This is a genomic window from Cellulomonas sp. (genome assembly GCF_035634735.1).
GTDB lineage: Bacteria > Actinomycetota > Actinomycetes > Actinomycetales > Cellulomonadaceae > Cellulomonas.
On sequence record NZ_DASQCJ010000004.1, the window covers coordinates 1 to 11,368 of the forward strand.

At 77.8% G+C, this 11,368-nt stretch carries 13 protein-coding genes and 1 pseudogene; 8 read left to right on the forward strand and 6 right to left on the reverse strand.

What is annotated here, in order from left to right; translation table 11 throughout:
• Together VER05_RS00620 and VER05_RS00625 are read left to right on the forward strand one after the other, a co-directional pair.
• Positions 1–954 (forward strand): annotated as a pseudogene (locus tag VER05_RS00620) (hypothetical protein); the annotation flags it as partial.
• An 85-nt stretch (positions 955–1,039) separates the two neighbouring features.
• On the forward strand, positions 1,040–1,237 hold the full coding sequence (locus VER05_RS00625) for a hypothetical protein (protein WP_324843475.1): 198 nt from the start codon (positions 1,040–1,042) through the stop codon (positions 1,235–1,237).
• Positions 1,238–1,241: 4 nt separating this feature from the next.
• Here the strand turns inward: VER05_RS00625 and VER05_RS00630 are convergent, their stop codons facing one another.
• The 3 genes from VER05_RS00630 to VER05_RS00640 form a co-directional block, all read right to left on the reverse strand.
• Complete coding sequence (locus VER05_RS00630; RefSeq protein WP_324843476.1) at positions 1,242–1,784, reverse strand: TetR/AcrR family transcriptional regulator; 543 nt, start codon at positions 1,782–1,784, stop codon at positions 1,242–1,244.
• Positions 1,781–2,368 carry a sugar O-acetyltransferase gene (locus VER05_RS00635; RefSeq protein ID WP_324843477.1) on the reverse strand — a complete coding sequence of 196 codons (588 nt, stop codon included), beginning with the start codon at positions 2,366–2,368 and terminating at the stop codon, positions 1,781–1,783. The genes VER05_RS00630 and VER05_RS00635 overlap by 4 nt, the downstream gene beginning before the upstream one ends.
• A gap of 70 nt (positions 2,369–2,438) precedes the next feature.
• On the reverse strand, positions 2,439–3,923 hold the full coding sequence (locus tag VER05_RS00640) for an amidase (protein WP_324843478.1): 1,485 nt from the start codon (positions 3,921–3,923) through the stop codon (positions 2,439–2,441).
• A gap of 150 nt (positions 3,924–4,073) precedes the next feature.
• Between VER05_RS00640 and VER05_RS00645 the strand changes: the two genes are divergently transcribed.
• Positions 4,074–4,499, forward strand: coding sequence for a GNAT family N-acetyltransferase (locus VER05_RS00645; protein ID WP_324843479.1), 426 nt, complete (start codon positions 4,074–4,076; stop codon positions 4,497–4,499).
• A gap of 11 nt (positions 4,500–4,510) precedes the next feature.
• Here VER05_RS00645 and VER05_RS00650 read toward each other — a convergent pair whose 3' ends face one another.
• Both VER05_RS00650 and VER05_RS00655 read right to left on the reverse strand, forming a co-directional pair.
• Positions 4,511–4,891 (reverse strand): DUF2255 family protein, encoded by a 381-nt coding sequence (locus VER05_RS00650; RefSeq protein ID WP_324843480.1) that lies wholly within the window; start codon positions 4,889–4,891, stop codon positions 4,511–4,513.
• Positions 4,888–5,298, reverse strand: a complete 411-nt coding sequence (locus tag VER05_RS00655) for a (R)-mandelonitrile lyase (RefSeq protein ID WP_324843481.1) — start codon at positions 5,296–5,298, stop codon at positions 4,888–4,890. Before VER05_RS00655 ends, VER05_RS00650 begins: the two co-directional genes overlap by 4 nt.
• A 145-nt stretch (positions 5,299–5,443) precedes the next feature.
• On the opposite strand from VER05_RS00655, the gene VER05_RS00660 reads away from it, so the two are divergent.
• Complete coding sequence (locus VER05_RS00660; protein WP_324843482.1) at positions 5,444–6,343, forward strand: helix-turn-helix transcriptional regulator; 900 nt, start codon at positions 5,444–5,446, stop codon at positions 6,341–6,343.
• 92 nt (positions 6,344–6,435) lie between these two features.
• The gene (locus VER05_RS00665; protein WP_324843483.1) at positions 6,436–7,422 is read left to right on the forward strand and encodes an aldo/keto reductase; all 987 of its coding nucleotides are present in this window, start codon (positions 6,436–6,438) and stop codon (positions 7,420–7,422) included.
• Between the two features lie 16 nt (positions 7,423–7,438).
• On the opposite strand, the gene VER05_RS00670 is transcribed toward VER05_RS00665, so the two are convergent.
• Entirely contained in the window at positions 7,439–7,930 is a 492-nt protein-coding gene (locus VER05_RS00670) for a hypothetical protein (RefSeq protein ID WP_324843484.1), read from the reverse strand.
• A gap of 251 nt (positions 7,931–8,181) precedes the next feature.
• On the opposite strand from VER05_RS00670, the gene VER05_RS00675 reads away from it, so the two are divergent.
• The 3 genes from VER05_RS00675 to VER05_RS00685 are packed head-to-tail and all read left to right on the forward strand — an operon-like array spanning position 8,182 to position 11,356.
• Complete coding sequence (locus tag VER05_RS00675; RefSeq protein ID WP_324843485.1) at positions 8,182–9,270, forward strand: acyl-CoA dehydrogenase family protein; 1,089 nt, start codon at positions 8,182–8,184, stop codon at positions 9,268–9,270.
• On the forward strand, positions 9,264–10,622 hold the full coding sequence (locus VER05_RS00680) for a bifunctional PIG-L family deacetylase/class I SAM-dependent methyltransferase (RefSeq protein WP_324843486.1): 1,359 nt from the start codon (positions 9,264–9,266) through the stop codon (positions 10,620–10,622). The genes VER05_RS00675 and VER05_RS00680 overlap by 7 nt, the downstream gene beginning before the upstream one ends.
• Complete coding sequence (locus tag VER05_RS00685; RefSeq protein WP_324843487.1) at positions 10,619–11,356, forward strand: glycosyltransferase; 738 nt, start codon at positions 10,619–10,621, stop codon at positions 11,354–11,356. Before VER05_RS00680 ends, VER05_RS00685 begins: the two co-directional genes overlap by 4 nt.
• Positions 11,357–11,368 lie beyond the last annotated feature (12 nt).

The window sequence follows — 11,368 nt, forward strand, 5'->3', positions numbered from 1 at the left end:
TCGGACGGGCCGGCGTTCGAGGTCCGGCTCGACCCGCCCGCGCCGGCGCTGCCGAAGCCGCGCCGCTCGGCGGAGGACCTGAGCGTCAGCACGTTCAGGCTGACGCCCCGGCCGCCGGTCGAGCCGATCCCGACCGCCACGATCGTCCCGCTCGACGAGGCCGAGCAGGACGTCTCCGCGGGCGCCGGCGTCGCAGCGTCCGTACCGCCGGCCCCGCCCACTCCTGCGTTCGCGAAGGCAGACCCGCCCACTCCTGCGTTCGCGGCGGGGGACGTGCCGCCTCCTGCGTCCGCGGTGGAGGACGACCTGCCGACTCCCGCTTCCACCCAGGCTCCGCCTGCGCGCGCACCGATCGTGCTCGCCCCGGCGCCGACCACCGCCCGCCGCGGCTGCACGCGCTGCTCCGGCCGCCCGGGTGCCGAGGTCCGGATCACGATCGCCGCCTCGACCCTGATGGGCCTGGACGACCAGCCCGCGGACCTCGAGGGCCACGGCCCGATCGACGCGGTCCGCGCCCGGGCCCTGGCGGTCGGCGGGGTCTGGCGGCGGCTGGTCACCGACCCGGTCACCCACCGGCTGCTGGACGTCGGGCGCGAACGGTACCGACCCCCTGCCGCCCTCGACGAGTTCGTGCGCACCCGCGACGGGACGTGCGTCGCGCCCGGCTGCGTCCGCCCGGCCTGCGGCTGCGAGCTCGACCACACCGAGGAGTTCCACCCCCAGCCCGGCGCCGACCCCGATGCTGCCCTGGGCCGCACCGACGCGGACAACCTCGGCCCCTTGTGCCACCGGCACCACCGCCTCAAGACCGACGGCGGCTTCCGGCTCCGCCAGATCGAGCCCGGACTGTTCGAGTGGATCACCCCCACCGGCCACCGCTACCTCACGCGGCCCGGCACCGGGCAGTCCCACGACGCCACCACCGACCCCCACGACGAACCGCCCCCGTTCTAGCGGGTGGCGGGGCGGCCACGGAGGCTGGGCGGTCGGACGGCTGCCGCACAGGGGCGTGTCAGTGGTCGGTCGTACGGTTCGGGGCATGAGCAGGCACGCGATCGACCACGAGCGACTCCGGGAGATCCACGCGCGGTTCTCGGCGACGCCGCCGCCGCGTACGCCCGCCGAGCAGGACGCCTACGACCGGCTCGAGGCGGAGCTCATCGAGGCGATGGGCCTGACCCGCGACGAGTTCGAGCGGATGTCCGCCACCTACGCCCAGCTGCGCCGGGCCAGCTGACCGCTCAGCCCGCCCCGGCCACCCGCCGCACCCCGGCCTCGACCGCCGCGTCGTCGCCGGCGCCGGTGTCGAGCGCCCGGTGGATGCCCAGCCCCTCCACCAGCGCGTCCAGCGCCCGTGCCGTCGTCGGGTCGAACCACCGCTCCAGCGACGCCCTGCTGCGCGCCATCCACGCCGTCGTCAGGTCCCGGTAGGCCGGGTCCCGCGCGGCCAGGGTGTAGAGCTCGTGGCTCAGCACCAGGTCCCGGTGGTCCCCCATGACCTCGCCGCGGATGTACGCCACCAGCGCGTCCACGGCCGAGGCCTGGTCCGGCGCGGCCGCCATGAGCGCGTCGAACCGCCCGCCGAACTCCCGCGCGTACCGGTCGAACGCCGCCCGCAGCAGGTCGTCCAGCCCGGCGAAGTGGTAGGTCATCGACCCGAGCGGCACGTCCGCGGCCGCGGCGACCTTGCGGTGCGAGGTCCCCGCGACGCCCTCCGCGGCGAGCACGTCGAGGCACGCGTCGACGATGCGGTCGCGCCGCCCCGGGTCGTGGCGCCGGGTCATCGGTCGATGTTCTCCCGGATGACCCGCGCGGGGTTGCCGACGGCGACCACGTTCGCCGGGATGTCCCTCGTGACGACGGAGCCGGCGCCGATGACGGAGTTCTCGCCGATGGTCACGCCCGGGCACACGATGACGCCGCCGCCGAGCCAGACGTTGTCGCCGATCACGATCGGCTTCGCGCCCTCGAGCTTGTCCTTGCGCGGCTGCGGCTCGACGGGGTGGATCGGGGTGAGGAGCTGGACGTTCGGGCCGATCATGCAGTCGTCGCCGATGTGGATGGTCGCGACGTCGAGGGCCGTGAGGTTGAAGTTCACGAACGTGCGCGCGCCCACGTGGATGTTCTTGCCGTAGTCGACGTGCAGCGGCGGCCGGATGCCCGAACCCTCCCCCAGCGTGCCGAGCAGGTCGGCGAGGATCGCGCGGGCCGCCTCGTCGTCGAGCAGCGCGACGCGGCCGTAGGCCTCGGCCAGCCGCGCGGACCGGCGGGTCAGGTCCTCGATCTCCTGGTCGGCGATGTAGAGGTCGCCCGCGAGCATCCGCTCGAGGTTGGTGCGCGGGTCGTCGGCGAAGTAGTCGGTCGTCATGCGGACGATGGTACGCATCGTTGCGTACGGTCGTACACATCACTGCGCGGGCGGCCGGCAGCGCCCCGCCTCACCAGACCGGCGGGTGCCGCTCCGGCCACCGCAGCCGCTCCTCCAGCTGGGCCGCGAGCGCGAGCAGCACGTGCTCCCCGCCGGGGCGCCCGACCAGCTGCACGCCCATCGGCAGCCCGGCCGGCGCCGCGTCGTCCGGCTCGGTCCAGTGCGTCGGGACCGTGATCGCCGGCAGCCCGCACACGTTGAGCATCGAGGTGTACGGCGTGTACTCGCACTGCTGCGCGAAGTTCCGCTCCGGGTCGTCGGCGTCGTACCAGCCGATCGGCCGGGGGGTGAGCGCCATCGCCGGCAGCAGCACCGCGTCGTACTCCTCGACGCGGGCGATCATCGTCCGCTCGAAGGCCGCGAGCGCCCCGACCGCCTCCACGAGCTGCCGGGCGGGCACCGCCCGCCCGCGCGCGATCAGCCACTGCGTGAGCGGTTCCAGCAGCGCCAGCCGCTCGGGGTCGTCGATCGGCACCGCGGACGCGCCCGCCATCCACAGCGTCCGGAACGCCGGCGCGTACGCGGGGTCCGGCTCCCAGGTCCCGGCGTCGACGACCGCGTGCCCCAGCCCGTCGAGCGCCGCGGACCCGGCGTCGAGCGCGGCCCGCGCCTCCGGGCCGAGCACGATGTCGTAGGCGCCCTCCCACGCGCTGAACGTGCTGACCCCGATCCGGAACGCGGCCCGGCCGTCCGGCGTCCGGCCCTGCTGCGCCGCGTCGAGGTAGGACCCGCGCGGCCCGGCGGCGGTGCGCAGCGTGCGCGGGTGGTCCACCGACCCGTCCGCGCGACGGGGCAGCATGCCCTCCAGCAGCAGGGCGGCGTCCGCCGTCGTCCGGGCGATCGGGCCGTACACGACCAGCCCGCCGAGCGACTCCACCCCGCCGCCCGCCGGCAGCAGCCCGCGTGTCGTCTTCAGCCCGACGAGCCCGCACGCCGCGGCCGGGATGCGCACCGACCCGCCGCCGTCGGACCCGGGCGCGACCGGCAGCAGCCCTGCGGCCACCGCGACCGCGGCCCCGCCGCTCGACCCGCCCGACCCGCGCGAGAGGTCCCAGGGGTTCCGCGCCGGCGGACCGACCAGCGTCTCCGTGTACGACGGGAAGCCGAGCTCGGGCGCCGCGGTCTTGCCGAGCGACACGATCCCCGCGGCGTCGAGCACCCGGGTGATGTCGCTGCTGACCTCCGGCACGTACCGGTACCGGCCCGCGAACGCCCGCGAGCCGAAGCCCGTCGGCACGCCCGCCCGGTCGGTGAGGTCCTTGTCCGCGGTCGGCAGCCCCCACAGCGGGGCGTCCGGGCCGGGGCGCGCGTCACGGCGCAGGGCGGCGGCGCGCTCCCGGGCCAGGTCCGGCGTCACCGTGGCGAAGGCGCCGAGGGCGGGGTCGCGGTCGGCGATGCGGGCCAGGTAGTGCTCGGCCAGGTCGGCGGGGGCGACGTCGCCGGACCTCAGCAGGTCACGGAGGGCCAGGGCGGTCATCTCGTGCAGCGCGGTCACGTGGCCAGCGTAGGCAGGTCGACGGGCGCGACGAACGGGTGGCGGTACTCCGCGTCCGACCCGGGACTCGCCCGCGCGGCTCGCGCGATCGCCCACCTACCCGGGGCGCGGCCGGCACCTGGGTGCGCCGCGCTGCGGGAGCATGGCCCCATGCCCGCCGACGACGTCACGCTCGAGGACCGTCTCCCCACCCCGCAGGAGCACCGCCGCCTCGCCGAGGCCGTCGGCTGGGCGCACGCCTTCGACTGGCCGTCGCAGCCCGCCTCGCTGGCGGGGTCGACGCTCGGCGTGGTGGCCGTCACGGACGCCGGCGAGGCCGTCGGCATGGCCCGCGTGGTCGGCGACGGCGTGAAGTACTTCATGGTCCAGGACGTCGTCGTGCTGCCGGACCGGCAGGGGCGCGGCATCGGGCGGGCGCTGCTCGCGCGGGTGCTCGACCTGATCGCCGAGTGCGCCCCCGCGCCGGCGTTCGTCACGCTGTTCGCGACCGCCGAGGGCAGCGCGCTCTACCGGGCCGCGGGGTTCGAGGTCGGCGACATGACGGGCATGGTGCGGCTGGTCGACCCGCGGGGCTGACGGCCCGGCCCTCAGTCGTCCGCCGGCTCCAGCCGCAGCGTCACGTCCACGACCTGCGGACCCACCACGGTCCCGACGATCCGCGGCCCGTGCCGGTCGTACTTCGCGTGGTAGGCCGCGTCCACGGCGTCGTGCGCGCCCGGGTCGGCGGCCACGAACCGCACCTCCCTGGTCACCCCGCCCGCCTCGACCCGCCCGCGCCCGGCCGCCTGCGCCCGGCGGAACCAGCCGTTGCCCGGCCCGTACGCGGAGCGGACCACGAGGTCGCCGCCGACCCGCACGACCCAGATGGTCGCGGGCGGCCGGAGGGTGCCGTCGGGCCGGTACGACGCGAGCCGCAGCTCCTCGGCGCGGCCGACCCGGTCGAGCTCGTCGGCGGTCCAGGCGCTCACCGGGCCCCGTCCCCCGCGTACTGCGCGTCGTCGACCGGCTCGGCCCAGGTGGTCTCGGAGCCGTCCCGGGCGTCGGTCGTCTCCCACATGGCCAGGTGCTCCATGAAGGCGTCCGGGCCGGCGCCGTGCCAGTGCTCCTCGTCCGGCGGGCACCACACGGTCTGCCCCGGCCGGGCCTCCAGCACGCGGCCGTCGCGGGTCCCGACGCGGGCGACGCCCTGGGTCACGCGGAGCGACTGGCCCGCTGCGTGGCGGTGCCAGTGCGTCCGGGCGCCGGGCGCGAACCGGACGACGTTGACCCGCAGCCGCGACGGGGCGGGCGGGGCGGCGAGCACGTCGAACCAGACATCGCCGGTGAACAGGGCGGACGGGCCGGCGGTCGTCGGCTCCTGGGTGCGGATCTCCACGGGGTCTCCTCGGTGCGCTGGTGCGCCGCGCGGTCCGCGGCGCACCGCCCCAGCAGACACCCGCCGCTCGCCGCGCGGGAGGGACCGCGGTGCCGGGTACTGGCAGGGCCTGCCACCCGCGCGGCGCCGGACGTACCGTCGGGGCATGGACAACCGTGACGAGGTGCGTGACTTCCTGGCGTCCCGCCGGGCGCGGATCACGCCCGCCCAGGCCGGGCTCACCGCCTACGGGTCGAACCGCCGCGTCGCCGGGCTGCGTCGCGAGGAGGTCGCGATGCTCGCCGGGGTGTCCTCCGACTACTACGTGCGGCTCGAGCGCGGGAACCTCTCGGGCGTCTCCGAGTCGGTGCTCGGCGCGATCGCCCGGGCGCTCCAGCTCGACGAGGCCGAGACCCTGCACCTGCAGGACCTCGCCCGCGCCGCCGGCCCCCGCACGGCGCGCACCCGCCGCCGGCCGACGCCGCCCGTGCCCCCGAGCGTCCAGGTGATGCTCGACGCCATGACCGGCGCCCCGGCGGTGGTGCGGAACGACCGGCTCGACATCCTCGCGACGAACGCGCTCGGCCGGGCGCTGTACGCGCCGCTGTTCACCGGGCCCTCGCACGTCGCGGGCCGCCCGGCCAACCACGCGCGGTTCGCGTTCCTCGACCCGGCGGCGCACGACTACTGGGTCGACTGGGAGAAGGCCGCGAAGGACACCGTCGGCATCCTGCGCGGCGTCGCCGGGCGCGACCCGCACGACAAGGCGGTGCACGACCTCGTGGGCGAGCTGTCCACCCGCAGCGAGGAGTTCCGCGAGCGCTGGGCGCGGCACGACGTGCACCTGCACCGCGGCGGGCTCAAGCACATCCAGCACCCCGTCGCCGGCCGGCTGGACCTCATGTACGACACGCTGCCGATCGCGCAGGCGCCCGGGCTGACGATGCTCGTCTACACCGCGGCGCCCGGGACCGCCTCGGCCGACGCCCTGCAGCTGCTCGCGAGCTGGTCCGCGAGCGCCGACGCCGCCACCGAGCCGACCGCGCCCACGACCGCCGTCGGCTGACCGCGGCCGCACGGCACCCCCGCACCACCGCGCCACCGCCCCCCGCCGACCCGGCAGGGGCGCACCCCGTCGACCCCCACGGAGGGACCGCCATGCACACCCGCACGCTCGGACAGGGGCTTGAGGTCTCGGCCGTCGGCCTCGGCGCCATGGGCATGTCCATGTCCTACGGCCCCAACCCCGGCAGCCGCGACGACATGATCGCGGTGCTGCGGGGCGCCGTGGACCTCGGCGTCACGTTCGTCGACACCGCCGAGGTGTACGGCCCGTACGTCAACGAGGAGCTGGTCGGCGAGGCGCTCGCGCCGCTGCGGGACCGGGTCGTCATCGCGACCAAGTTCGGCTGGGACATCGCGGACGGCCGGATGGTCGGGCTGAGCTCGCGCCCCGAGCAGATCCGCGCGGTGGCCGAGGCGTCGCTGCGCCGGCTCCGGGTCGAGGCGATCGACCTGTTCTACCAGCACCGGGTCGACCCGGACGTGCCGGTCGAGGACGTCGCCGGGACCGTAGGCGAGCTCGTCGCCGAGGGCAAGGTCCGCCACCTCGGGCTGTCCGAGGCCGGCGCCGGCACTATCCGGCGCGCGCACGCCGTGCACCCGGTGACGGCCGTGCAGTCGGAGTACTCGCTGTGGACGCGCGACCCCGAGCCCGAGGTGCTGCCGACCTGCGCGGAGCTCGGCATCGGGTTCGTGCCGTTCAGCCCGCTCGGCAAGGGGTTCCTGACCGGCACCGTCGACTCGACGACGACGTTCGCGGACGGCGACATCCGGCACCGGGTGCCGCGGTTCAGCGCCGAGAACCGGGACGCGAACGCAGCCCTGGTGGCCCGGGTCCGCGCGCTGGCCGAGGCCCGCGGGGCGACGCCGGGGCAGGTCGCGCTCGCGTGGCTGCTGGCGCAGCAGCCGTGGGTCGTGCCGATCCCGGGGACGCGGCGGCTGGAGCGGGTCCGGGAGAACGCGGACGCGACGACGGTGGCCCTGTCGGCGGACGAGCGGGCGGAGCTCGACGCCCTGGCGGCGACGGTCGGGGTGGCCGGGAACCGCTACGACGACGCGGGCATGGCGATGGTCGGCCGCTGACCCGCGGCCGCCAGGCTCAGGCGCGCGGGAGCGGCGGCGGCGCGGCGGTGTCGTCCGGGAGCAGCGCGACCACCGTGGTGAGCACGCCCCACGCGAGCGCCGGGCGGGTGTGGGCGAACCGCACCCCCGCCGCGCGCCGGCGCTCGCCGCGGCGGAACACCGCGCGCTCGATCGCGACCACCGACCCGACGGAGGCCGCGAGCAGCGCGGCGCCGGCCCCGACCGCCGAGGCGCGGCCGCCGGGCGACATCGCGCCCCACATCGCCGACCAGTCGACCTGCTCGTCGTGCGGGTCCTGCGCGGCCGCCTCCCGCTGCGCCCGCACCTCGGCGAGCCCGCGACGCACGTCGGGCACGGACGTCGCGACGACGACGGCGGTCAGCGCGGCCTTGGCCCAGCCGCGGCCGGCCCGGGACCGGATGAGGTCGGGCGTGGCGTAGTAGGCGGTCGCGGCCAGTCCGCCGACCGCGGCGTTCAGCACGCGGGAGACGGGCGGGGTGGACGGCATGACGGGTCCTCCGGGGTGGTCGGCGGGTGGTCCGGCCACGCTAACCAGCGACGCGCGTGCCCCACATCCGTCCTGCGGCGGAGCCCCGTGGTCCGTCCGGCCGACCCGGGGCGGCGCCGCGCGCCGTCCGGACGGGCGGATCCGCAGGCCAGCGCTCTCCCCCGCTGGCGGCCACCCGCGGGCCGGGCGATGATCGCCGCCGGACCCGCCACCCCCGGGGTCCCGCCGATCCCCGAGCCGCGAGGAGACCCATGCCCGACGGCACCCGCCCCGTCCGCCTCCAGGACACGAGCCCGCCGCCGGACCTGCTCCTCGCCCCGCTGCCGGCGACCGTCCCCGACGCCCTGCGCGCGGCGGTCGCCTGGCCCGGGGACCTGCGCCCCGGCGCCGGCTCGACGGCCGCCCTGTGGGAGCTCCTCGCGACGCTCGGGGCGCACGACCTCGCCGTCGCCCGGGCGGTGGAGCCGCACCTCGACGCCCGCGCGATCCTCGACCAGGCGGGGCGCACCGGCGACCTCGACGCGGCGAGGTCCACCTGGGGCGTGTACGCGGCCGAGGGCCCCGGCCCGGCCCTGACCGCGACGGCGGACGGTGCCGACGACGGCGACGGCGACGGCGGCTGGCTGCTCGACGGGACCAAGCCCTGGTGCTCGCTGGCCGGCGACCTCGACGCCGCCCTCGTCACCGCGCGGCTGTCCGACGACGACGCCCGCCGCGGCCTGTTCGCGGTCGACCTGCGCGCGCCGGAGGTCCGGCCGGTCGACGCCCCCTGGTCCGCGCGCGGCCTGGCGGAGATCCCGAGCACGCCGGTCCGGTTCGACCGGGCGCGCGCGACGCTCGTCGCGGAGGGCGCGTGGTACCTGGACCGCCCCGGGTTCTGGTGGGGCGCGATCGGGGTCGCCGCGTGCTGGTTCGGCGGCGCCGTCGGCGTCGCGCGCCGCCTGCACGCCCACGCCGCCGCCCGGCCGGACGACCGGCTGCTCGCCATGCACCTGGGCGCCGTCGACGAGCGGCTGACCGCCGCGCGGGTGGTCCTCGCGGACGCCGCGGCCCGCGTCGACGCCTCCGGCGCGGCGACCCGCGGCGGTGTCGACCCGGAGCCGGAGGACGTCCGCGCCGCGGGCCGGGTGCTCGCCAAGCGGGTCCGCGCGACCGTCGCCCGGACCTGCGAGGACGTGCTGCGGCTCGCCGGGCACGCGCTCGGCCCCGGCCCGCTGACCCAGGAGCCCGCGCACGCCAAGCGCGTCGCCGACCTGGAGGTGTACGTCCGGCAGCAGCACGCCGAGCGGGACGACGCGTCCCTCGGCGGCCTGCTCGCGGGAGGGCCGGCGCCGTGGTGATCTTCGACGGACGCGCGGGCGGGACGCCCGCCGGGATCTGGGAGGCCGCCGCGCGGTTCGTCGCGCTGCCGGGGCTCGCGCTGCCGGTCGGCCGCACGGTCGTCGTCGCCGCGCACCCCGACGACGAGACGCTCGGCGCGGGCGGGCTGCTGCACCGGCTCGCCGAGGCCGGGCGCCCCGCCGACGTCGTGGTCGTCACCGACGGGGCCGGCTCGCACGCCGGCTCCGCCACCCTCGCACCGGAGGACCTGGTGCCGATGCGCGCCCGGGAGCTGGCCGCGGGCCTGGCCGTGCTGTCCCCGGGCTCGGCGGTCACCACCCTCGGGTTCCCCGACGGCGGGACGCGCGAGCACCGCGAGGCGGTCGCCGCGGCGCTGCGCGCGGCGGTGGGCGACGGCCCGCTCGCCACCTTGGTCGCCCCCTGGCGCGGCGACGGGCACCGGGACCACCGGGTCGTCGGGGAGGTGTGCGCCGAGCTGGCGGCCGAGCGGGGCGCCCGCCTGCTCGAGTACCCGGTGTGGCTGTGGCACTGGGCGACCCCGGAGCACGCCGACGTGCCGTGGGACCACCTGCGGGCGCTGCCGCTCGACGACCGGGACCTCACCGCGAAGCGCCGCGCGCTCGCCCAGCACGCGACGCAGACCCAGCCGTGGTCGCCCGCGCCCGAGGACGCCGCGCCGCTGCACCCGGAGTTCCTCCGGAACTTCGACCGGGACGTCGAGCCGTTCGTGGTCGCCGACGACCGCGCGGAGGGCGTGCCCGCGGAGTATTTCGCCGGCAAGTACGAGCGGCGCGACGACCCCTGGGGCCTGGCGACGCGGTGGTACGAGGAGCGCAAGCGCGCGCTCACGCTCGCGGCGCTGCCCGCCCGGCGGTACGGGTCGGTGCTGGAGGTCGGCTGCTCGGTCGGCACGCTGACCGCGGAGCTGGCCGGGCGGAGCGACCGGCTGCTCGCGACCGACGTCGTGCCGGCCGCGGTGGAGCAGGCCCGCGCGCGCGTCGCCGACCAGCCGCACGTGACGGTCCGCCGGCACGACGCCCGCGCGGGGGTCCCCACGGGCCCGTACGACCTGGTCGTGCTGTCGGAGGTCGCCTACTACCTCACCCGGCCCGAGCTGCTGGACCTGGTGGACCGGCTGCGGCCGGAGCTCGCGCCGGGCGCGACCGTCCTCGGCTGCCACTGGCGGCACCCGGTCGCGGAGCACGCGCAGACCGGCGACGACGTCCAGGCGACGCTCGACCGGGCGCTCGGCCTGGCCCGGGTGGCGTCGTACCGGGACGCCGACGTGGCGCTCGACGTGTGGTCCGCCGACCCCGCGTCGGTGGCGGAGCGCGAGGGCCTGCTCCCGTGACCCCCGGGCCGCCCGGCGCGCGCCCGGCGCGCCCGTACCCGGCGCCCCCGCGCCCGGCCGTCGCCCGGCTGCTGGTCGTCGTCCCCGTGCACGACGAGGAGGAGCTGCTGGCCGCGTGCCTGGCGTCGCTCGCGGCGGCCGCGGACGCGGCGGGCGCCCCGGTGGACACGGTGGTCGTGCTCGACGACTGCCGCGACCGGTCGGCCGCGGTGGCCCGGTCGGCCGGCGTGCGGACCCTCGCCGTGCGGGCGGGCGCCGTCGGGGCGGCCCGCGCGGCCGGGGTCGACGCCGGGCTCGCGCTGCGCGGCGACGACCCGCGGGCCGTGTGGATCGCCTGCACCGATGCCGACACCGTGGTGCCGCCGCACTGGCTGCGCGCGCACCGGTCGCTCGCCGACGCCGGCGCCGACGTGGTGGTCGGCACCGTCCGGCCCGACCCGCGCGACCTCACGCCGCGGCAGGTCGCCGCCTGGCGCGCGACCCGGGTCCCCGGCCGCCCGAACGGGCACGTGCACGGCGCGAACCTCGGGATGCGGGCGGACGCCTACCGGCGCGCCGGCGGGTTCGCCCCGCTCGTCGAGCACGAGGACGTCGACCTGGTCGCCCGGCTGCGGGCCGAGCCGGGCGTCGTGGTGCGGGCGTCCGACGAGGTCGACGTCGTCACCTCGGGCCGCACGGTCGGGCGCACCCCCGGCGGCTACGCGGGCTACCTGCGCGACGCGTTCCCGGCCTGACCGGCCCCGCGC

What these genes read in the sequence shown, in the direction of transcription:
- VER05_RS00645 (WP_324843479.1), top strand. Translation starts at nt 4,074, where the DNA reads ATGCCCGCCGACGACGTCACGCTCGAGGACCGTCTCCCCACCCCGCAG.
- VER05_RS00630 (WP_324843476.1), bottom strand. Translation starts at nt 1,784, where the DNA reads ATGACCCGGCGCCACGACCCGGGGCGGCGCGACCGCATCGTCGACGCG.
- VER05_RS00670 (WP_324843484.1), bottom strand. Translation starts at nt 7,930, where the DNA reads ATGCCGTCCACCCCGCCCGTCTCCCGCGTGCTGAACGCCGCGGTCGGC.
- VER05_RS00625 (WP_324843475.1), top strand. Translation starts at nt 1,040, where the DNA reads ATGAGCAGGCACGCGATCGACCACGAGCGACTCCGGGAGATCCACGCG.
- VER05_RS00635 (WP_324843477.1), bottom strand. Translation starts at nt 2,368, where the DNA reads ATGACGACCGACTACTTCGCCGACGACCCGCGCACCAACCTCGAGCGG.
- VER05_RS00660 (WP_324843482.1), top strand. Translation starts at nt 5,444, where the DNA reads ATGGACAACCGTGACGAGGTGCGTGACTTCCTGGCGTCCCGCCGGGCG.
- VER05_RS00675 (WP_324843485.1), top strand. Translation starts at nt 8,182, where the DNA reads ATGCCCGACGGCACCCGCCCCGTCCGCCTCCAGGACACGAGCCCGCCG.
- VER05_RS00665 (WP_324843483.1), top strand. Translation starts at nt 6,436, where the DNA reads ATGCACACCCGCACGCTCGGACAGGGGCTTGAGGTCTCGGCCGTCGGC.